The following is a 22,152-nucleotide window of genomic DNA, read 5'->3' on the forward strand; positions in this document are numbered from 1 at the left end:
GCCGCGACATGTCATCCGATGTTCATCTACCGTCCCGATCCGGCTGTGCGCTGTGATGGGACCGTAATGTCAGCTTTGCCGCCGCTTGACAGTGCCGCGCGCAGCGGACCGGCCCCGAATGCGCCGCCTCGCCGCCGGCGACCGTTTTCCCGTGTGGTGCCCGACCGACTGTCCCGGCCTGCGGTGACGGCACGCCGCCGGAGTGGGTAGCATCGGTGGGGACTTCGGACGAGCCGGTCCCTGCGAACCCTTCTCAGGCTCCGGGCCCGGCATGACCTCGGGCTCGCCTCCCGAGTCGCACGCCGGCCCGCCCGCAGCCCGCCCGCTCCTCTGCCTCTCCCCGTTCCAGATGCAGGCGCGGTTCCCGGCTCGCACGAGCGGTGGCCGGGTGGCCGTCCTCGTCGCCCTAGGAGTCCTGACCATGGTCATGCCGTTCCTCAGCCGTCGTCCCACCGTTCCCGCGAAGGATGGCCACAGCTGGCCGCACGTGATCATCCTGGGTGGTGGATTCGCCGGGGCACACGCCGTCAGGGCGCTGCGGGACGCCCGCGTGCGCGTCACCCTGATCGACCGGAACGTGTACAAGACCTTCCAGCCGCTGCTGTACCAGGTGGCCACCGCCGGCCTGAACCCGGGCGACGTGACCATGTTCCTGCGCGGGCTCTCGCTGAAGGTGCCCAACATGCGCTACCGCCAGGGCCATGTCACGGGCGTGGATCCCGAGCACAGGACCGTCACCATCGACGAGGGCCAGCAGGGCACCCATGAGCTCGAGTACGACTACCTGATCGTCGCCAACGGCGCCACGACCACGTTCTTCGGGACCCCGGGTGCCGAAGAGCACGCCATGCCGATGTACACCCGCTCGCAGGCGATAGCGATCCGCGACCGGGTCTTCTCGGAGCTGGAGCGCTCGAGCCGCGAGGCGGAGGCCGGCGTGGACCGGCTGCACGTGTGCGTGGTCGGCGGCGGGCCGACGGGCGTGGAGATCGCCGGCGCGCTGGCGGACTTCCGCATGCAGGAGCTGGACATTCTCTACCCCGAGATGGACCCGGGCACGCTGCAGATCACCGTGCTGAACCGCGGTGAGGACCTGATCAAGGAGTTCCGTCCCGAGTTCCGCGAGTACGCGGCCGAGGAGCTGCGCGAGCGCGGGGTCACACTGCAGCTGGGCAAGGGCGTGCAGTCGGTGGGCTATGACCACGTGGTCCTCGACGACGACACCATCCTCGAATCGGACATCACCATCTGGGCCGCGGGCGTCACCGTGCCGGAGATCGTCTCGGAGTGGGGGCTGCCGCAGGACAAGCGCGGCCGCATCCAGGTCGACGACTACCTGCAGGTCAAGGGCCTGCCGGGGGTCTACGCGGCCGGCGACATCGCCGCCCAGGACGATCCGCTCCCCCAGCTCGCCCAGCCCGCCGTGCAGATGGGCGAGGCCGCGGCCGCCGCGATCGCCGCGGAGGTCGCCGGCAAGCCGCGCAAGAAGTTTGAGTACACCGATCTGGGCACCATGGCCACCATCGGCCGTCACGCCGCGATCGCGGAGATCCCGCACATGCCGGGCCTGACGGGATCCGTCGGCTGGGCGGCGTGGCTGGGCGTGCACGTGGCCAAGATGATCGGCCACCGCAACCGGCGCGCGGTGGCGATGAACCTGCTGACGCTGTACGGCGGCACCCGCGCGACCCACCAGCCCAACCCCGTCGTCGGCGAGGTCGATTCGGTGCGCGCGGCCCGGATCTTCGAGGAGCAGGCCAAGCACCGCAAGTTCGGCCGCGATGCCCAGGGCGCCTCCGAGTCCGACCGGATCGCCGCCGCGTCGGAGGGCGAGCACGGCGCACGCGACGTCGCCGACCCGGTCAAGGACTGACGGGGAGACCAGTGTCAAGGACTGACGCTGAGACCAGCAGGAACGGCGCGTCGGCTCAGGAGCGTTCCCGCGGGAACGTCGTGAGGCGGGCGCCACGCCGTACGGTGCCGCCCATTCCCCCGAAACATCGCAGCGCTGAGACGTAAAGGTGGAATGGGTGCGCGTGTCGCTCCGCGCCGCGCCGTGCCGGGCCGTCCGCCGTCCGCCGTCCGCCGTCCGCCGTCCGCCGTGGCCATCTGGTTCCATGGGCCGACGGCGTCCTGGTTCCACGGGCCGACGGCTTTGGGCGTCGCAACGAGGGAGGCGGTCGGGGCCGCGTCCGTTCAGCGGATGAGGTTGACGACCAGGTACGAGGCACAGACCAGACCGATGCACAGCACGGCCGCGGTGCCCACGAGCATCGGCTTGCCGTCGCGGGCCAGCTGCCCCAGTCCCAGCAGCGAGTCCTGCGCCCGCTGGTAGCCGGAGGCGGTCAGCACGTAGGCGAGCACCGCGAGGCCGGCGCCCACCAGCCCGGCGACCACGCCGAACATGCCCAGCTGCTCGACGGTGAACCGCATCCCGACCAGGCTCGCGACCCCGAACGCGAGACAGGTGCGCCGCCACGAGAGCAGGGTGCGCTCGGGCTGCAGCCCCGGGTCGTAGATCGACGCGACGTCCTGACCGGGCTGGGCCACCTCACCGTCGGCCTCCGCGGGATCGGGGTGGACGCTCTCGCCGTCGACGCCGTCCGGATCACCGGAGGCGTCGGCCTCGTCCCGGTCCCCGCGGCCCGCGGATCCGGTGGCTTCGCGGTCGTCGTCCCCCGCGGGGCCGACGGGTCCGTCGTGCTCGTGCTCGTGCTCGTTCTCGTCGCTCACGCCACCAACCCGATGAACACCAGTGCCGCGGCGATGATGATGCCCACCACCAGCACGGCGCCCACCGCCAGGCCGGGAAGCGGGCTCCCGTGGCGCAGCGACTTCTCGGTGGCGCGCCACCCGAGCCAGGCCTGCAGGGACGCGATGGTGCCGAGGACGAGGAACACCGAGGCGGCGGAGACGCGCCAGCCCACGGCATGGGGCAGAGCGAGAGCCTCCAGGGCGAACGCCCCGGCATACAGGGCCAGCGCCGTGCGCAGCCAGGCGAGGAAGGTGCGCTCGTTGGCGAGGCTGAACCGCGGATCGGGCTCCTCGCCGTCGCGGTAGACGGAGGCGGGGAAACGGCGGGGAGCGTTCATGCGTCGGCCTTTCGGGGGGTCGCCGAGGAGTCGGGGCCGTCCCTGTCGACCAGGGCGACGGTGCGGAATCCGCCGTTGCCCATGGACGAGTCCGGGGTGTTCTGGGAACGGGCCGAGTTGCGGTACCGATTGCAGTACGAGATGTGGCAGAGGTAGCTGCCGCCGCGCATCACCCGGGCCTGGCCGTCCTCGGGGCCGACGGGGTCGTGGGCGGTGGTGCGGTGCTCCGCGGTCGTCCCGCGGCGGTAGGTGGTCGGGTGGTACCAGTCCTGGCACCACTCCCACACGTTGCCCACGGTCTGCCACAACCCGTAGCCGTTGGGCTCGAAGGTGCGCACGGGCGCGGTGGTGAGGAAGCCGTCCTCGCGGGTGTTCACGCGCGGGAAGTCGCCCTGCCAGATGTTGGCGCGCCAGCCGCCCTCGTCGACCTCCGCGTCACCCCACGGGTACTTCGCGCCCTCCAGGCCGCCGCGGGAGGCGTACTCCCATTCGGCCTCGGTGGGCAGGCGGCGGCTGGCCCATTCGCAGTACGCCACGGCGTCATTCCAGCTCACGTGGACGACGGGATGGTCCTCGAGCCCGTCGATGCCGGACCGGGAGCCGCCGGGGTGGCGCCAGTCGGCGCCCTGGACGCCGCGCCACCACGGGGTGCCCTGGGCCGGGCCCATGATCTCCTCGTCCTTCGCAGCGACGGCGAGGTGGAACACGGCGGAGAACCCGAAGGTCTCGGCCTCGGTGCGGTAGCCGGTCGCCTCGACGAAGCGGGCGAAGTCGGCATTGGTCACGCTGGTGGCGTCGATCTCGAAGGCGCTGAGGGCGACCTGGTGGCGCGGGGTCTCCCCGTCGGCCCGATTACGGTCGCCCGAGGAGTCGCCCATGGTGAACGTCCCCGCGGGCACGCGGACCTGCTCGATGCCGTGCCGAGGCTGTGCGCCGTCACCCGTGGCGGTCTGCCCGGTACGGGTCGAGCCGAGTTCGACGAACTGATCGCGCGAGGGTGTACCGCAGCCGCAGCCGCACCCCGTGTTCCCTGCCGGATGGGACATCCTCGACTCCTCTCCTGCTCGGACCGCCGTTCTTCCGGGACTACCGTCGCTCTCCCGGGCGCACCGCCGCACCAGCCTAGCGATCTTCGCGCGAGTGCCTCGTCGTCGGGTACTGGATCAGGAGCGGGTGCCGTTATCAGGAGCGGGTGCCGTTGCTCTATGAGGATCGGTTCCCGCTATATCGCCAGTAGTCGACGACCGCTCCCGTGCCAAGAGACCCGCCGCGGCATCGGCAGGCCACGGCGGGCCACCGCACCAGCGGGCGACGGCGAGCCGCTGCGACCGTCTCCCATGGCGAGCCCCCGTGGCCGACGCGGGCAAGGCCTCTCGGCCCTCAGCTCGGCATGTAGATGCCGTCGGCCACGACCTTGGTGTTCCCGCATTTGCGGCCGACCTTGATCGTCAGGGGCCAGTCCGGCTCCCCACCGCGCACATACCCGTAGAAGTTCGACCTCGCCGCCGTCGTGGCCCGGCCATTGCTGCCGGCTTTCAGATCGAAGCACTTGTAGTTCGTCTCGCCCTCGTTGGACAGCGTCACCTTGTACGTCGCGCCGGGCTCAAGGTTCTTCAGCGAGAAGCGGAAGTACCGGCAGTTCCCACTGTCGCACCCCTTGGTGCCGGCAGGGACTTTCTCCCCCCACGTCACGCCACCGTCCATGGCCGGATCCGGCGGAGTATAGGTCTGGGCCTTCTTGCTCTGCGAGACCTTGTCGCTGGAGAGACCCTTGCCGTTCACCACGCGCGCTTCAATGCTGTGGCTCGAACCGGATTTCGCCGTGATGGTCGTCGAATAGGAGTTGCCGTTCACGGATTTCTTGGATCCGTCGACCCACACCTCGAGCGTCTTGCCGCCCCCGCCGCCATCGCCGCCGGGTGCTTCCGCCGTGACGGAGACCGGGCACGTCTTGCTGTTCGTGCAGCTCTTCGTCGAGATCGACACCTGCGGCTTCGCCGGTTTGGTGTAGGGCTTCACTGAGTTCGACTCACCGGAACGGTCGCTCTCGGTGAAGCGGTTCCGGGCCTGGACCTGGAATCTGTAGGTCGTGCCGTTGTCCAGGTTGCCGATGTCCGCGGAGGTCGCCGACTTGTCGACCACCTTCCGGCCGCCGCCGGACCAGGTGATCACGTAGTCCTTGATCTCGGTGCCGTTGCTCTTGGCGGCATTCCATTCCACGTGCGCTCGCCCGTTGGGCCCGTCGCCCTTGCCCTCGCTGGGCAGGGAGGCCTTGACCCCGGTCGGAGCCTCGGGCACCGCCCAGGGGACGACGGCCTCCGACGGCGAGGACGCACCGGTGCCGCGGCCCACGGAGTTCACACCGATGTAGGTGAAGGTGTGCTCCTTGTTCCGGTCGAGGTTCCTGAAGGTGGCCGACCTCGTGCTCGCATCGACCGTCTGCTCCGCGCCGGAGGAGGCCTTGACGATGTACTCGGTGATCGGCTCGCCGTTGGCCTCGGCCGTGGTCATCTTCGGCCAGGTCACCTTGACGCTGCCGCCGAGCGCAGTGCTGACGCGTTCAGCGGTCGCGGTGCCGCTGGGGGCGGCGGGCTTGCCTGCCGGGTGCTCCGCCCGTGACCAGCCCGACCAGTCCGACGGCTGGTCGGCGAGGTTGTGGGCCCGCACCCGGAACCGGTAGTCGGTCCCATTGGTCAGCCCCTCCCAGGCGAGCTCGGTCGAACCCGACTCCACCTCGCGGGTGTGGAGCTCTCCGGTGGCGGTGTCCTGCATCTGCAGGTCGTACTTCTGGATGGCGGAGCCATGATTGACCGGCGCACTCCAGCCCACGGTCAACTGCTGGTCGCCGCGCTGGGCCGAGGGCGTCTCCGGCTTCTCGGGGCGTACATCCGGCCGTGCCGTGGCCGAGGCCACCGAGGCCTTGGACGGGCCCACCTCGTTGTTCGCGACGACCTGGAAGGTGTACTCCACGTCGTTCTGCAGCCCGGAGATGGTGCACGAGGTCGAGGCGCACTCCTGCGTCACGGACGGCCCGGTGGCCGTGGAGACCTCGTAGCCGGTGATCGGGGCACCGTTGTCGGCGCCGGCCTTGAAGTTCAGCTCGACGAATCCGTCGCCCACCTCGCCGATCCGCGGGGCCGACGGCGGCTCGGGCGCGGCACGCACGGTCACCCGGATCTCGCCGGTGACCTGCCGGTCCGGGTCGCCGGTGTCGTCCTTGACGCCGTACTGCGCAGTCAGGATCCCGTGGAAGCCGGCATCCGGGGTGATCGTGACCTTGTTCCCGTCCAGGCCGACCTCTCCCTCACCGCTGGTGATGGTGGGGCTGACGACCTCGCGCTTGCCGCCGGGGAACGGGTTGGAGTCGTTGGCGAGCACGTCGATGGACTTGGTCTGCCCGGCGTCGATCTGGTCCTTGTCCAGTACGGCGGCCAACAGTGGCCGGTTCGAGCCGCCCACGGTCAGCTGGACCTTGGCCGGGACCGGGTCGCTGTGCCCGTCGGTGACCGAGACCGGCACGTCCACGATCGTTCCCTTGGGCACCTCCGCCCCGGCCTTCGCGGTCACGGTCGAACCCTCCAGGCCGACGCTCACGCCGTCCGTGGCCGGGACCTCGCCGAGGGAGAAGGTGAGCTCGTCGCCCTCGGGATCCTCGGCGGAGGCGGCCAGGTCGACGCTCGCCTGCGGCCCGCCCTGCTCGACCTCCAGCACAGCGCCCTGCAGGGTCGGCGGCAGGTTGGAGTCCTCCGGCGCGACCTCCACGGGGATCGCGAGGGTCGCGGTCGCCGCGGTGGAGTCGCCCACCTCGCCGTCGGTGACCTCCACCGAGATGGTGTCCTTGCCCGAGAAGCCTTCCGCCGGGCGGTAGGCCAGCGTGGATTCGTCCTGGACGAGTTCGGAGCCGTCGCTGTGGGCAGCGGTGACGAGGCTGGGATCGGTGATCGTCGCCGGCTCCGCGCCCGGCCGCACCCGCACGTTCTCGGAATCGGAGAGGTCCACCGTCGCCTCGGCCCCGCCCTGGACCTGGATCGGCTCGCCCACCCACACGGGGGCCTGCTTCGAGGTGCCGGGCACCCAGACGTACCCGGCCGAGGTCAGGCCGTCGACGTCCTCGATGATGTAGCGCAGTCGCTGCTGCTCCTCCTGCGGGGTCACCCGCACGATCCCGTCGTCGCGCAGCTGCGTGCCCTCGGGAGCCTCGTCCAGCGAGACCTTCAGATCACTGGTGCTGCCGTCGGGATCCGAATCGTTGGCCAGCACGTCCACGTCGACGTACTCGGCCTCGGGATCGAGCACCTCCTCGGCGGAGACGAAGTCGTCCCGCGCGATCGGCGCGCGCTCGGGCGCATTGGGATCGACCTTGATGGTGATCGTCGCCGAGCTCTTCAGCTGCCCGTCCGAGGCGCTGTAGAGCACGGTGTGGGTTCCCGGCTCCGACGGGCTGGTCACGGTGACCACGCCGTCGTTCTTCTCCTGGTCCAGATCGGCGACCTCGATGTCCGTCATCGCCTCGACGTCCTCGCGGACGACGCTGAGCGGCGCCCCCTCGGGGTCCGTGTCGTTCTCCAGCACCGGGATCTGGACCTCGCGGTCCGGTTTCACCTCGACGGTGTCGTCGACCGCGTACGGCTCGAGGTTCATCTCGTTCGGCGGCGCCACGCCGACCTGCACGTCCGCCGTGCCGATCGCGCCGTGCCGGTCCATGACCTGATAGCTGAATCGGTCGGTGCCCGCGGCGTCCTCGTGCGGCACGTATTCGATCCATTGGCCGTTGGCCTCGGTGACCTCGCCGAGCTGCGGGGTGGGACTGGTGATGCCCGTGAGCATCACCGAGTCCCCGTCGGCATCGATGCCCGTGGTCGGCACCGGGATCCGCACCGGCGTGCCCGCCACCGTGCGGGCGGTGAGGTTGTCCGGTTCCGGCGGCGTGTTGGGCGCATCGCGGGGCACGATCGTGATGGTGGCGCGGGCGGAGCCGGTGCGACCGCTCTCGTCGACCACCTCATAGGTCACCACCGCCTCGCCGCTGGCGTCGTCGTCGGCCGTGAAGCGCAGCTGGTCCTCGTGCGTCTCGACGTGCCCCTTCGTCTCGGCGTCGGAGTCGTCGAGGATCTGGCCGAGGTGCAGGTCGAGATCCGTCGGCGAGACGTCGTTGCCGACGACGTCGATGTTGACCATGTCCCCGGCGCGGACGACGGCCTCGTCGGGCACCGCCGAAGGGTTGGCGAACTGGGTGTCGGTGCTGGCCACCATCGTGCGGATGGTGCCGGTCGTGGTGCCGGCGGAGTTGGCGACCTCGTAGGTCAGCGCGACCGGTTCGTCGGAGACCTCGGCCCCCGGCTCGGCCTCGACCCGGACCAGGTGATGAGACACGATGGTCGCTTTGAGCCCACTGTTCTCGGGCACGGAGACGGAGTTCACCACCAGGACGCCCCCGGTGGGGTCGACGTCGTTCTCCAGCGGGTCGATCAAGGTGTCCGACCCCGTGGTCACGGTTCCCATGTCATCGACCGCCACCGGCGCGAGCTCCTCCGAGGCCGGCTCGATGACGTCGACGCGGATCAGACCCTGGGTGGCCGTGCTGGAGCCGGCGGCGGCGACCGTGTATTCGAGGTAGTACGTCCCCGGGCTCTCGCCGGAGACCGAGACCGTGCCCGCATCCAGTGCCGGCTCCACCTCGAGTCCCTCCGTCTCGGACACGTTGGTCAGCTCGAGGTCTCCGCCGTTGGGGTTGAGGTCGTTGGCCAGCGGTTCGATGGTGGTGTCCTGACCGGCGACGACGCTCGCGTGGTCGGCGGTGGTCACGGGCGGGATGTCGTTCTCGCTGACCGCCTCGACCTCGACGGTGCCCTCGGCGGTCTCACCGAACTCGTCGCGGAAGGTGACCTGGACCTGCTTCGTGCCCGTCTCCAGGCCCGCGTCGTTGAACGTCAGCTGGCCGTCGGGCCGGAAGGTGACGATGTCCTCGGGCTGCGTGGTGGCGTTGGCGAGATAGAACGCGTCACCCTCGGGATCCTCCCAGTAGGGCTTGATGTTGACGCTGACCTCCTCGCCCGAGCGGACCTTCACCTTGGTCACGGCATCCTCGGCCGGCGCCGGGGCAGAGTTCTCCCCCTCCGGGTGCACGTCGAGGGTCACGGTGGCGGTATCGCTCTGCCCGCGGCCGTCGTCGGCGATGTAGGTGAACGAGGCGCTGCCGCTGGCGTCATCGGCGACCTCGATCTGCATCTGCGTCCCGCCGCGGATGGGGGTGACCGTGCCGATCGAGGGCTGCTCCCCCTGCAGCGAGACGGTGAGGATGTCCCCGTCGGGGTCGGTGTCGTTCCTCGTCACCGGCAGCACCACGCTCTGGCCGGGTCTGACGCCGAACTCGTCGTCGTTCGCCGTGGGCGGGCGGTTCTCCTCGTCGCGCTCGGCCGCGATGTTCGTGATCGTGGTGGTGAGGGTTTCCTTCTCCTTCTCCTCGGACGTGTTCGTCTTGATGTCCTGGTTGATCACCCAGTCATCGACGATCTGCATCTTGTCCGTGATCTTCCAGGACAAGCCGAACTCCTGGTCGTTGAGGACCACCAGGTCGTTGTTCACGCGCAGCGTCAGGTCCCCCGCGGTATCCGCCTCCGGGACCGGTTCGGCCACGGGCTCCTGGCCCTCGCACGCGCGCACGTAGCGCATCGACTTGCTCCATGCCCCGTACACGCAGCCCTTCGCCTGGGCAGGGACCACCGGCTCGCCGGTCCCCTCGGCAGAGATCTCCTGGGGATCGCCGCCGCTGAAGGGAATCACGAACAGGCTGTCCTCGGTCGCGAGCGCGAAGTTCTTCGAGGTGGGGCTGGGCTTCTGCAGGCGCGCCGACTCGAGGCTGGAGACACCCTGATCGGTGAGATCGACCGTCCTGAACTCGGTGCCGACGCGCAGGATTCCGTTCTCCTTGTCCAGGATCACGGGCTTCTCGCCGACGGCTGTCAGTTCCAGCATCTCGGGGTCACTGGAGACGTTGCTGGCCACGTTCGGCTTCCCGGGCTTCGTCTTGCGCGTGTCCTGGGAGTGGGGGAACGTCAGCAGCTGGTCGCCGTCCAGGAGGAACACGGTGCCCTCGCTGGAGACCGTCACCAGCGGCGCGCCGTCCTCCGCGGTGTAGTTGGGGTCGACTCCGCTGGGGGTGAACGCCGCGGCTTCCTCGGGCGAGAGGATCCAGACGCGCCCGTCGGGGGTGGCGATCACCACCCGGTCCCCACCGAGCTTCACATCAGTCTCGGGCGGCAGGTCGACCAACCCGCCGCGCTGGACCGAGGCGGTGTTGATGGGGGTCATCCCGTTCGAACCGGTCTCGAACACCGTGGTCCCGGACTGGATGATGTCGAGATCGTCGCCCGTGGTCGCCAGGCGTGCATCGAGCTCACCGGCATCGACGTTCATCCGGCCCATCAGCCCGTCCTGCTGGTTCATCACCCAGACGCCGCCGTTGGAGCTCTCGATGTCCGAGGACGTCAGACCCGGGTAGTTCAGCGCGAACCCGGTCACGACCAGGGCGATCACCGAGAGGACAGCGCTCGAGGCGACGGTGGTGCGCCGGCGACGCCGCTTCACTCCAGCGGTGACGGACATGTGGTGGGACCCCTTCGAGACGACGTTCGCAAAGCGCGCCGACCCATTCCGTAGCTCCGGATCCACCCCCGAGGACGGCCCTGCCGCGCGCACGACGGCCCCAGAGTACCTATCCTCGGCACGGCACGCGACGGGTCGCACGCACGGTGGACGGCGTCTCAGGGCGGGGCGCGCGAGGCCGGGCAGGGCGGAGCGCGCGAGGCCGGGCAGGGCGGAGCGCGCGAGGCCGGGCAGGGCGGAGCGCGCGAGGCTGGGCCGGGCAGGGCGCCGACAGATCCGTGACCCCGTTGGAATCGGAGCGTCTTACCAACAGCTTCACGGATCTGGCGTTACGTGTGGTGCGCCAGCGGCACACGGGATCCGCCGGCGGCACGTGGGGCGCGCCGGCGGCACGCGGGATCGGCCGGCACCCACGACAGGGATGCATCACGGGGCGCCTGGGGCACCACGGGTGCGGGCCAAGGGGTCAGCGCGAGTTGCGGACCAGTTCCACGACGGTGTCGGCGTCCCGGCGCAGCGGGTGCTGGGCACCGCGCGTTCCCGCGGGAACGTCCCCAGCACGCTCACCGCGCGCTCCCGCGGGAACGTCCCCGGCACGCTCACCACGCGTTCCCGCGGGAACGTCTCCGGCACGCTCGCCATGCGTTCCCGCGGGAACGTTGTCGGGACGCGGATCGCTCTGGGCATCCGTGCCGGCGTACGGCGGGCCCTCCCCGACCTGCGACGGGGACGCGACTGCCTGCGGCGTCTCCCCCTCGGGCAGGGGCGCGGCGTAGCGGGCGGCGGTGTAGGCCGAGGCGATGCGGGCCGCGGCGGCGCGGTGCTCGTCGGTGACCTCGGTGTCGCCCTGGCCTGCCTGGTCCAGTAGGTCGTCCAGCGCGCGGGCCGGGGGCAGCGTCTGGTCCAGGGAGAGCGTCTGCGGGGGGACGCCCCAGGCGCCGGTCCAGCCCAGCCACCGGATCGCCAGGCTGCGGACGGCCAGTTCCCGGGTCAGCTCGGACCAGGCCAGCTCCCCCGCTCGGCGCCGCACTCGCTCGACGGCCGTCGGGGAGGCAGTGCCGGCCAGCACCGCCGCAGCCATCCCGTCACCGGCCCCGCCAGGACCTGCGGACCCACTGGCACCACCAGGCCCGCCGGACCCACCGGCACCACCAGGCCCACCGGGCCCGCCGGAGCCACCAGAGCCACCGGGACCGCCGGAGCCACCGGGCCCATCGCCACCGTCACCCTCACCCTCACCGAGCAGAAGGCTGTTCCACCGGTCCTCACGCAGTCGCATGCGGTGCCGCCGGATCAGCACCACGGCTGCCGCGCCCGCCGCGGCGACCAGGGCACCGATCGAGAGGCCGAGCACCAGCCCGCTCTCGACGCGATTGACGGTCTCGGGGTTGCTGCCCAGCCCGCCGCCGTCGGATGCCGCCGCTTCCGTGGAGTCCTCCGGGTCCTCTGAGGAGGTCTCCTCGGTGGTGGGGCTCTCCTCGGCCGCCTCCGGGCTGGGCTCCGTCTCCTCCTGCGCCGGCTCCTCGGCCTCGTCGGCTCCCTGGGTCTCATCGGTGACGCCGGGCGGGCGCACCCCGTTGTTGGCGGCGGCCGGCGTCGGCTCGAACCGCACCCAGCCGTACCGGGGCCCGAACCACACCTCGGGCCAGGCATGCGCGTTCTGGGAGTTCACGGACCATTCGTCACCGTCCTGCTCCCCGGCGGTGAAGCCGATCGCCACCCGCGTGGGGTAGCCCTGCGAGGTCATCATCAGGGCGAAGGCGGCGGCGAACTGCTCGCAGTAGCCGATGCGGTCGGAGAGGAACGACTCCAGCGGGTCCTCCCCGGGCGGGGTGCTGACCGTCAGGGAGTAGGCGAAGGAGGAGCGGAAGTAGTCCTGGTAGGCGACGGCGGTGTCGAAGGCGTTGTCCGCCTCCGCATCGGTGGCGATCTCCTCGGCGAGGTCGGCGGCGATCGGCGGCACCTCGTCGCGGGAGGTGTAGCCCTCGTCGAAGGGGGTCTCGAACACGGCGGGGGCCACGGTGCGCAGCTGGTCGGGGCTGGCGCTGCTCTCCTCGGAGGTCACCGTGTACTGCAGGCCCGTCAGCCCCGCGCGTCTCCCGGCCACGGCGATCTCCCCGTTGGAGGGCCGCAGCGAGAGCTGCTCCAGCACGGCCGGGTCGGCGGTGGAGATGTCGCGGATGTTGTCGGGCACGGGCAGCCGGTCCCCGGCGAGGCTGCCGATCTCCACCTGCGTCTCGACCAGGTCGTCGCCGCCGAAGACGGGTGCGCCGTCGTCGCGGGCGTCGGAGAACGCGGCGGTGCTCAGAGCCGGCTGCTCGCTGTCGGAGTCACTGCGGTAGGTCTCCCCGTCGTAGGTGTTCAGCGTACGCAGGCGCAGGTAAGAGGGCTCAGGATCGGTGGTCGTGTAGTGGGCGACCTCGACGTCCTCCTGCTGCAGCAGGGAACGGCGCACCGAGACGTCGTCATCGATCATCACCGGGCCCAGCTGGGGGATGTCGCGGTTCTGCCAGCGGTTGATCACGTCCATGTTCAGGGCGACGCGGGGCGAGGCGACCTGCGGGAGCGCGGCGCCGAGCGGGGCGGCCAGCCCCGCCACCAGCACCAGGCACACCGCGGTGACGGCGGCATGGCGACCGGGGCGGGCCAGCGGGCCTGCCTGCGGCCGGCGGTCGCCCTCCAGATAGGAGGGGTCGGCGTGGACGGTGCGGGTCGCCAGGATCATCAGACCGGCGAGCACGGGCGCGGCGACCGTCCACCACTGGCCGCCGGAGGGCTGCTGCAGGGCCGGGACCAGCAGGAAGCACAGCAGGGCGATGCCGACGGGCGTATGCCACCCCAGGTCCACGAAGACGAGGTCCAGCACCAGCGTGACCAGGGCCATCATCAGGATCACGATGACGGTCGCGCGGGCGCCGAGGCTCAGCGGCGCCATGCCGGAGGCCAGTTCGCTGACGGCGGCCGGGAAGATCGCAGCCTGGTCGGTGATCATGCTGATGGGGCCGTCCTCGAGCCGGACCACGCCCTGGTACAGCTCGATCACGAGCACCAGCAGCGCGACCACCATGACCTGCCCGAGGGGCACGAGCGCCTGGTGCCGAAGCACCTGGCGCAGCGCGATCCCGCCGAGGATAACCGGGGTCGCCGCCGCGGCCGTCAGCATCAGCCAGGAGGACCCCGCCAGCAGCATGGACATGGGCGCCGAGGCCAGCAGGATCGCCACCAGCAGCAGCAGCGAGCGGCTGACGAGGTGCCGGCCGCGCAGGGCCGGGCGTCCGATCAGGGCACTCATGGTGTCTCCTCCGCCTCGGCCGCGGTGAGCAGGTCGGTCAGGCTGTCGGCCGTCGTGCCGCGCACCAGAGTCCATGCCCCGAGCCGGGACCGGGTGGGCGCGGGGCCGACGGCGGGATCGCCGAGTGGGCCGTCCGCCCCCACACCGTCGGCCGCGGTCCCATCGGCCCGTATCCCGTCGGCCCCCACGCCGTCGTGCCCCATCTCGTCGGCCTCCGCGCCGGGGCCGATCCGGCGGGCGGGCCGGCGCCGGCCGGAGTCCTCGTCGTCCTCGCGCAGGGCCCGCAGGGCGATGGCGGTGCGGTTCGCGGCGCGACCGGCGAAGCGGTCCAGTTCGAGGCCGGCGAACGGTTCGCCGTCGTCGGGCCCGAGGGCGATGGCCAGGGCGGTGTGCCCGGCGGCGTGGTCCTGGCCGATGCCGGTGCAGTCGTCGTCGAAGTCGAGTTCGGCCAGTGCCATCAGTGAGGAGCGCTGCTCGAGCGCGTCGGCCTCGCTGCCCAGAGGCGAGGTGCCGGAGAGGCCGCGGCGGGTGCCGGTGCGGGTGATCTCGTCCCCGGAGGCCTCCAGCACGCGCACCTCCCAGCCGTTCTGGCCCAGGGACTCCAGCACGGTCGCGGCGTGGGAGACCAGGCGGTCCTCCACCTCCGGATCGGGCTCGCCGCGCCGGGTGGTGTCCAGCACGACCACGGCGCTGTGGCCTTCGGCGGGCTCGTCCTCGCGGGTCATCAGCTGGCCGGTGCGGGCGCTGGCCCGCCAGTGGATGCGGCGGATGTCGTCCCCGGTGGCGTAGGGCCGGGCGATGGGCCCGATCTCCCCCACACCGGGGGCCATGGCGGCGCCGAGGGTGCCCTCGCGGGTGATGCCGGTGGCGCGGGCGGCGGCGGAGGTGAGCTCGGCGACGACCGGCAGTCCGGTGATGCGCTGGCCGTCCTCGAGGGTGCGGCGCAGATGGAACAGCCCGAACACGTCGCGCACGATGATGCTGATCGGCCCCAGCTCGTGGGGGCCGCGGTGGCTGACTCGCAGCACGTGGGGCATGTGCCGGGCCAGCGTGAGGTCGCCCTGACCGCCGAGGGCCGCGGGCAGGTGCTCGCGCACGGCGCCGCGGCCCAGCGGGAGCACGGTCAGCGGGGGCCGGCCGACGAGGTCCAGCTGCACGCGGGCCACGGAGCCGACGGGCACGGCGTCGTCGACCACCTGGCGCCGCGCATCCAGCCCGATGCGGGAGATCAGGATGCCGGCGGCGCCGATCAGCAGAGCCAGCAGCAGGGCCGCGGCGAGATAGCGGGCGGGCATCACCCGGGTCAGGTCCGCCAGCACCCAGCAGGCCACGGCCAGCACGATCACGACGATGCCGCGAGCGGTGGGCCGCAGGACCGTCCCCGGGCGCGGAGTCACGACTGGGGGGTGCTGCGCAGCACCTGGTCGAGCAGATCGCCCGCGCTCGCGCCCCGCGAGAGGGCCTGCGGGGTCAGGTGCATGCGGTGGCGCCACACGGGCATGAACACGGAGCGGATGTCCTCGGGGTCGACGAAGGTGCGACCGGCGAGGGCGGCGTGGGCCTTGGCCGCGCGCACCAGGTGCACCGCCGCGCGCGGGGACGCCCCGAGAGTGACCTGCGGGTGGGAGCGGGTGGCGTCGGCCAGGCGGACCACGTAGTCCAGGATCAGCGGGGAGGCATGGACGCGGCGCACGTCGCGTACGTGCGCCGCGATGCGTTCCGGGGTGGTGCGCCGCTGCACGGCGTCGAGGGTCTCGCGGTCGCCCTCGGGGACGGGGCCGGTCTGGGCGGCGAGCATGCGCGTCTCGGCGGCCTGGATGGGGTAGCCCATCGTGGTCTGGGCGAGGAAGCGGTCCCGCTGCGCCTCGGGCAGGCGGTAGGTGCCCTCCATCTCGACGGGGTTGGCGGTGGCGACCACCATGAACGGCTCATCCAGCTCGTAGGTGGTGCCGTCGACGCTGACCTGGCGCTCCTCCATGGCCTCGAGCAGGGCCGACTGCGTCTTCGGGGAGGCGCGGTTGATCTCGTCGGCCAGCAGGATCTGGGTGAACACGGCGCCGCGGCGGAACTCGAACTCCCCGGTGGCCTGGTTGAAGATGCTGGCGCCGGTGACGTCTCCCGGCAGCAGGTCCGGGGTGAACTGGATGCGGTGGCGCTCGGCGCCGAGGGCGGCCGCGAGGGATTTGGCGAGCATGGTCTTGCCGACGCCGGGGATGTCCTCGATCAGCAGGTGCCCGCCGGCCAGCAGCACCAGTACGGCGATGCGGGCCACCTCGCTCTTGCCCTCGACGATGGTGGCGACCTCGGTGACCACGGCATCGGCCTCGGCGGCGATGTCCTGGGCCTCGGAGTCGGTGAGCGGGGGCAGCGCCGGAGCCGGGGCGGTGCCGACGGCGCCCTCGTGGGCACGCTCGAGGCGGTCGGGGCTCGGGCCTCCGTCGAGAGCGACGACTGGTCCTTCGTCCTGCGTCATGGCGGGCTCCTTCAGGTCGACACCGAAGAGGTCGTTCACGAAGTGTTTGCCCGAGGATGAACTCCATGCGGGGGACAACGGGGGGACCTCCCCATAGAGTATGACGGTCCCCCGTGTCTTTCGAGGAGTTCTCCCTGTGACCACCCGCCGCCGCCCGGCCGCCGCCAGGATCGGAGCCGGGCTGCTGCTGGCTGCAGCGTGCTCGCTGGCTCCGACAGCTGTATTCATCGCGCCGGGCGTCGCCGAGACGGCACCGATGGCCGGGGACGTGTGCAGCAGCGCACGGGTCTCGGCCTCTCCCTCCGAGCTCGCGCCCGGCGAGACGGTGACGATGACCGGTGAGTGCTTCCCGACGAACTCCCCGGGCACGATCAAGATCGCGGGCCCCTCCGGGACCGGCCCGCAGACCATCCCGGTCACCTCCGATCGCGACGGCACCCTCTCGTCCACGTACGGCCCCGAGGTGCCGGGCGACTACTCGTTCGTCGTCGAGGCGGGTGGAGACCAGGTCACCGGCCAGTTCACCGTGACCGGGGCGGACGCAGAAGAGCCGGCACCGGAGCCCGAGCCGACGCAGGAGCCGGAGCCGACGGAGCCGACGGAACCGACAGAGGAGCCGGAGCCGGAGCCGACGGAACCGCCTGCCGATCCGGCTGAACCGCCCGACGATTCGACGGAGCCGCCGGAGGACCCGTCCGCCTCACCGACTTCGGACCCCGAACCGGAGCCGGAGCCCACCGAGGACCCTGAACCGACCAGCCTGGACCCGACGAGCCCGGATGATGCCGACGGCACCGCGCCCGACCAGGGCAATGGGTCGGACGGGGCCGACGGGGATGATGCGACGGACGGCGATGACGGAGCCGGATCCGGCGCCGACGGCGATGACGCTCCCGATGATCCGGCCGGCAACGACGGAACTGATGGGGCCGACGGGGCTGACGGGAACGACGGGGCCGACGACGGGCAGAACCCTGATGCGCCCAACGACGGCACCGGACCCGACGAGCCGGCCGAGGATGGCGACATCTCGACGACCACTCCCCCGGCCGACCCCGCCCCCGGGAATGACGAGGGCAGGGAGGACGGCGAGGATCCCGCACCGAACGGGAGCGACGACCGACCCGCCCGGCCCGAGGAGCGCCCCGCCTCGCCCGAGCCTGCCACGGACGATTTCCAGCCCGATCAGGCTCGGAATTCCTCGGCCCGGCAGGCCGCTGCCCAGGCTCTGTTGATCGGCGAACTGCTCAGCGGTGGCGGCTCGACCGGTTCCGATACGAACGACGACGGCGCGGCCGACGACGGCGCGGCCACCGGGGACAGCTCCGATGGCGGCACCTCGGACGGTCGCAGCGACGAACTCGCCGAGACCGGCACCGAGCCGGGCCGAGCAGCGGCACTGACGACCCTCGCGCTCGGTGGCGGAGCTGCCGCCCTGTGGGCCAGCCGGCGCCAGCGCGAGGAGTAAGGGCACCTCGGGCGGGGCTCTATTCTGGAAGCACGCGTCCGGTGCTCCCCTCCAGCCCGCACGTCCTGTTCCAGCACCGGCGCCGGGGTAAGGAGAACTGCCATGGCTTCACGTCCCACGTCACGATCCAGCTCCAAGGCACCGACTATCCAGGGCCACGCGCGTGTGCGCGCCATCGGCGAGCGCCTGATCCTCCCGCTGCCGGACGAGGCCAGCGCGCAGTTCCCCTCCCGCGGCCAGGTCGCGGTCACCGGCGAGGTGAACGGCGTCGCGGTGGAGACCGTGATCGAGCCGGACGGACGCAAAGGCCACTGGCTCTCCATCGACACGGACCTGCGGCAGTCCGCCGGCCTGCACGACGGCGACACCGTGGCCTTCACCCTGACTCCGTCGGCCACCTGGCCCGAACCAGAGATCCCCGAGGATCTCGGCGCGGCACTGTCCGAGGCGGAGGACCTCGAGCAGACCTGGGCGAGTATCACGCCCATGGCCCGCTGGGAGTGGGTGCGCTGGGTAGGCGCCACCAAGAACCCCGACACGCGTGCCCGGCGGGTGGACGTCTCCATCGACAAGCTCCGCTCCGGCAAGCGCCGCCCGTGCTGCTTCGACCTGGCCTCCTGCACCGACCCGGAACTCTCCAAGAGCGGCAAGCTGCTCGAGATCGAGTGACGTGGGGCCGGCCAGTGACCCGGGGCAAGCCGAGTGACGACAGGCCGACCCAGCTACATGGGGCCAACCGGCGACATCGGGCCAGCCGGGTGTTGCGAAGCCTGCCAGGATCCAGCGGACCCGGATTGGAGCCAGCATGTGCACACGTAGGCGCTATGTAGAGCTATCGGTGCGTATGCTGGCTCCAATTTCGAGGGGACAGCTAGGAGCGGCCCCGCTCCCGCTTCCGCCGACCGGAGGAGCCCTCCCGGCCGCGCCTGCCGGACGGGTTCTCCTGGCTGCGGCCACCGGACGGGTTCTCCTGGCTGCGGCCACCGGACGGGTTCTCCTGGCTGCGGCCGGCGCTTTTGCGCAGGTTCCGGCCGCGCTCGACGTCCTCGGCGTACTTCCGCGCCCGCTTGTCGCTGGCCTTGGTGTCGCGGGCGGGCAGCTGCAGCTCCTCCTCGGCGGGGATGCCGGCCTGGAGTTCGCGGCCCCGCTCGATCTCGCTGTCGACCTCGGCGCCGAACAGCAGGATCGCGTTGATGATGTAGATCCACAGCAGCAGCACGATCACGCCGGCCAGCGCCCCGTAGGTGGCGTTGTAGTTGCCGAAGTTCGAGACGTAGAGGAAGAAGCCGACGCTGGCCAGGACCGCGACGATGATGGCCAGCAGTGCGCCCATGCTGACCCAGCGGAACTTCGGCTGCTGCACGTTCGGGGTCGCGTAGTACAGCAGCGCGATCGTGAACACGACGACGGCCGCCAGCACCACCCACTTCGCGATCGACCACACGGTGATCGCCACGCTGCCCAGCCCGATGGCGCTGCCCACGGCCTCGGCCACAGGCCCGGAGAGCACGACGATCAGCAGCCCCACCGCGCCCAGCAGCAGGAACAGCGCCGTCAGCAGGTACATCTGCAGGTTCAGCTTGATCGCCCCGCGCCCCTCGGGCACGTCGTGGATGGTGTTCATCGCGCGGGCGAAGGCCTTGGTGTAGCTCGAGGCGGACCACAGCGCGGTCAGCAGACCGATGATCAGGCCGATCCCGGCGGCCGGCGCGGTGAGGATCGATTCCAGCGCGGGCCGCACCGACTGCCACATGTCCGGCGGGACGATGCCCTGGGCCTGGTCGAGCACGGCGGTGACGGTGGATTCGCTCTGGCCCACCAGGCTCAGGAGGGAGACCAGGGCGATCAGGGCCGGGAAGATCGACAGCACGGTGCGGTAGGTCAGGCCGGCGGCGAGATCGCTGCAGCCGTCGGCGGAGTACTCGCGCATCGTGGTGCGCAGGACGTACCGCCAGGAGGGGGCCGTGACATCGGCCGGGCTGTCCGGCTTCCGCGCGTCCTCAGGGTGCGGGGCATCAGCGGGGTGACTGCCCGCGGACGTCTCGGTGCCCGCCGTGGGGCCCGTGCTCCTCGACGGCTCAGTGCTCGCGGGGTCTGTGCTCTTCGATGACATCGCCGATTCCTTTCGCCGCATGACACCTCTCGCGCTTCGTGCGGCGATCGAACCATGCCGGCGGCGGGCAGAGAACGCCCCGGCGCCCGCTCGGCGCGGTCCGGAGAGTTCCGACGCACGTCAGCGGCCATCACGTCGGCCCGGCCGGATCGCGACCATGCGGTCGACCCCGCCGTCCGTCCGGTCCGCCACCGAACGTGCAGGTCACTAGCTGGCTCGGTGGTGCGGGCCGACGCGACTTCTTGACGGGCGGCGACGCCTGCCGAAGGCTTTGGCCCATCACACAGCGTCCGCTGTGGCTGATGGCTCGTCCCACCGCTGGGGCCCGCGCGAACCGGCTGGTCATGCGGGCCGGCCGCAGAGACCCATACAGGGATATCCGCAGCTGAGGATCCGAAGGGAGTATCCGGTGACAGTCCCCGATCCATCGAGAGAACCATCCGTCGCCGATCTGGTCGATCGGCTCTCCGAGCAGACCTCGCGCCTGGTCCGCGATGAGCTCAAGCTCGCTCAGGCCGAGTACACCGAGAAGGCCAAGCAGGGCGGGACCGCCGCAGGTCTGGTGGGCGCCGGCGCCGTGCTCGCCTGGTTCGGGTTCGGCATGCTCCTAGCCACGCTGGTGCTGGTCCTGGCGCTGTTCCTGCCCGCCTGGGCCGCAGCGCTGATCGTGACCGTCGTGGTCTTCATCGCGGCCGGCATCGCCGCCCTGATGGGCAAGAAGAAGGCCGAGGACCTGTCCCCCACGCCCGAGCGGACCGTCTCCACGGTTCGTCAGGATGCCGACGAGATCAAGCAGAGGATCTGACATGACCACAGCCCTGCCCCCCGAGGACCGACACGACCAGCCCAACAAGCCCGACCAGCCCGGTACCGCCGCTGCGGGCAATCAAGCAGAGCACACCCCCAACACGCGCCCGGCCTCGCAGACCGACCCCAACCCCGGGCCCGCCACCGACCCGGGCTCCGGGAACGGCCGCCGGGCCGCCGGCGACGGCTCACGGGCCGAGGCCGAGTCCGACGCCGTCAAGGCGGAGGACGACTCCCCCGAGGCGCTCGAGGCGGACATCGCCCGCACCCGCGAGGAGATGGGCGAGACCGTCGAGGCGCTGTCCAAGAAGCTCGACCCGAAGGCGCAGACCGAGCACCTCAAGAACGAGGCGGGCCAGAAGGCCGAGGAGCTCCAGACTCGCGCCCGCGAGCAGGTCGAGCTTGCCCGGACCAAGGCCCAGTCCTCCGTGGCCCAGGCGCGAGAGGCGCTCACCGACGCCGAGGGTCGTCCCAACCGCAACGGCTGGACGGCTCTGGGCGCAGCCGGTGCGGTGACCCTGGCAACTGTCGCCGCGATCATCGTGCGCGCCTCGGGCGGGAAGCGCTCGAAATCCACGCCCACCGCGCGTCGGGTGGGCGCGACCGGGATGGGCCGCGCCGCCCGGGCAGGGCGCGTGGCCGGCGCAGCGCGCGCCGAGGCCAAGGCCCGCGCCGCGTCCCCGCAGCGGCTGAAGCGCAAGGCTCGCACCGCCGCTCCGGCGCGCCTGCAGAGCAAGGCCCGCGCCACCGTCCCGGCACGCCTTAGGCACAAGGCCGGCGCCAGCCGCGGACTTCGCGCAGCGCGCTGACCCGAGGTCGCGCCGGGATCGACTCGAGCCGGGAAGCCCGGGCCCGTCGATCCCGGCCGCCGGCATCGCCCGCACGTCCAGCACCGCCAGTCCGGAAGGAGCACGTTCATGCCTCACAAGAAGTCGACGCATACGTCCGCGAAGATCCTCTACCGCCCCATCGGGCTGCTCAGCGGTGTCGTCAGCGGCGCCCTCGCGGGCGTGCTGTTCAAGCAGGTCTGGAAGCTCGTCACCCCGAAGGAGGCCGGTCAGGCGCCCAAGGCGCTGGAGTCCGACTTCCCGCTGCGGGAGGTGCTTCTGGCCTCGGCCCTGCAGGGCGCCATCTACGCGGCGATCAAGGCGGCCGTGGACCGCGGCGGGGCGCGCACGTTCGAGCGCCTCGTCGGCGAATGGCCCGGGGGGGGGGGGGGGGGGGGGGCGGGCGGCCCCCGGCGCTGCCCGCCCGGGGGGGGCCGGGGTCCCCCCTGCCCTTGGGGGGCCCGGTGGAGCAGAG

At 71.5% G+C, this 22,152-nt stretch carries 14 protein-coding genes; 6 read left to right on the top strand and 8 right to left on the bottom strand.

Annotated features, from left to right (window positions below):
* The first annotated feature begins 421 nt into the window (after window positions 1–421).
* Entirely contained in the window at window positions 422–1,873 is a 1,452-nt protein-coding gene (locus AC5020_RS04070) for an NAD(P)/FAD-dependent oxidoreductase (RefSeq protein ID WP_377793207.1), read from the top strand.
* Between the two features lie 323 nt (window positions 1,874–2,196).
* Here the strand turns inward: AC5020_RS04070 and AC5020_RS04075 are convergent, their stop codons facing one another.
* From AC5020_RS04075 to AC5020_RS04105, 7 genes are all read right to left on the bottom strand, one after another.
* The gene (locus AC5020_RS04075) at window positions 2,197–2,733 is read right to left on the bottom strand and encodes a DUF202 domain-containing protein (protein WP_464987325.1); all 537 of its coding nucleotides are present in this window, start codon (window positions 2,731–2,733) and stop codon (window positions 2,197–2,199) included.
* The gene (locus AC5020_RS04080) at window positions 2,730–3,092 is read right to left on the bottom strand and encodes a YidH family protein (protein WP_377019317.1); all 363 of its coding nucleotides are present in this window, start codon (window positions 3,090–3,092) and stop codon (window positions 2,730–2,732) included. Before AC5020_RS04080 ends, AC5020_RS04075 begins: the two co-directional genes overlap by 4 nt.
* Complete coding sequence (locus tag AC5020_RS04085; RefSeq protein WP_377019316.1) at window positions 3,089–4,138, bottom strand: formylglycine-generating enzyme family protein; 1,050 nt, start codon at window positions 4,136–4,138, stop codon at window positions 3,089–3,091. The genes AC5020_RS04080 and AC5020_RS04085 overlap by 4 nt, the downstream gene beginning before the upstream one ends.
* A 334-nt stretch (window positions 4,139–4,472) precedes the next feature.
* Window positions 4,473–10,697 (bottom strand): Ig-like domain-containing protein, encoded by a 6,225-nt coding sequence (locus tag AC5020_RS04090; protein WP_464987326.1) that lies wholly within the window; start codon window positions 10,695–10,697, stop codon window positions 4,473–4,475.
* Window positions 10,698–11,163: 466 nt separating this feature from the next.
* Window positions 11,164–13,989 carry a transglutaminase TgpA family protein gene (locus AC5020_RS04095; protein ID WP_464987327.1) on the bottom strand — a complete coding sequence of 942 codons (2,826 nt, stop codon included), beginning with the start codon at window positions 13,987–13,989 and terminating at the stop codon, window positions 11,164–11,166.
* On the bottom strand, window positions 13,986–15,386 hold the full coding sequence (locus tag AC5020_RS04100; RefSeq protein WP_464987328.1) for a DUF58 domain-containing protein: 1,401 nt from the start codon (window positions 15,384–15,386) through the stop codon (window positions 13,986–13,988). The genes AC5020_RS04095 and AC5020_RS04100 overlap by 4 nt, the downstream gene beginning before the upstream one ends.
* Entirely contained in the window at window positions 15,383–16,462 is a 1,080-nt protein-coding gene (locus AC5020_RS04105) for an AAA family ATPase (RefSeq protein ID WP_464987329.1), read from the bottom strand. The genes AC5020_RS04100 and AC5020_RS04105 overlap by 4 nt, the downstream gene beginning before the upstream one ends.
* Before the next feature lie 136 nt (window positions 16,463–16,598).
* Here AC5020_RS04105 and AC5020_RS04110 point away from each other — a divergent pair, with 136 nt between their 5' ends.
* Both AC5020_RS04110 and AC5020_RS04115 read left to right on the top strand, forming a co-directional pair.
* On the top strand, window positions 16,599–17,930 hold the full coding sequence (locus AC5020_RS04110; protein WP_464987330.1) for a hypothetical protein: 1,332 nt from the start codon (window positions 16,599–16,601) through the stop codon (window positions 17,928–17,930).
* A 102-nt stretch (window positions 17,931–18,032) separates the two neighbouring features.
* A complete protein-coding gene (locus AC5020_RS04115) occupies window positions 18,033–18,599 on the top strand; it encodes a YdeI/OmpD-associated family protein (protein WP_464987331.1) in 567 nt (188 codons plus the stop codon).
* 202 nt (window positions 18,600–18,801) lie between these two features.
* Here AC5020_RS04115 and AC5020_RS04120 read toward each other — a convergent pair whose 3' ends face one another.
* On the bottom strand, window positions 18,802–20,043 hold the full coding sequence (locus AC5020_RS04120) for a YihY/virulence factor BrkB family protein (protein ID WP_464987332.1): 1,242 nt from the start codon (window positions 20,041–20,043) through the stop codon (window positions 18,802–18,804).
* A 409-nt stretch (window positions 20,044–20,452) separates the two neighbouring features.
* On the opposite strand from AC5020_RS04120, the gene AC5020_RS04125 reads away from it, so the two are divergent.
* The 3 genes from AC5020_RS04125 to AC5020_RS04135 all read left to right on the top strand — a co-directional run.
* On the top strand, window positions 20,453–20,848 hold the full coding sequence (locus AC5020_RS04125; RefSeq protein ID WP_377019305.1) for a phage holin family protein: 396 nt from the start codon (window positions 20,453–20,455) through the stop codon (window positions 20,846–20,848).
* Between the two features lies 1 nt (window position 20,849).
* Window positions 20,850–21,659, top strand: coding sequence for a DUF3618 domain-containing protein (locus AC5020_RS04130; RefSeq protein WP_464987333.1), 810 nt, complete (start codon window positions 20,850–20,852; stop codon window positions 21,657–21,659).
* Between the two features lie 108 nt (window positions 21,660–21,767).
* The coding region (locus AC5020_RS04135) for a DUF4235 domain-containing protein (RefSeq protein ID WP_464987334.1) at window positions 21,768–22,152 on the top strand (385 nt) is incomplete at its 3' end.

Source organism: Brachybacterium sp. SYSU DS0246 (genome assembly GCF_059391765.1).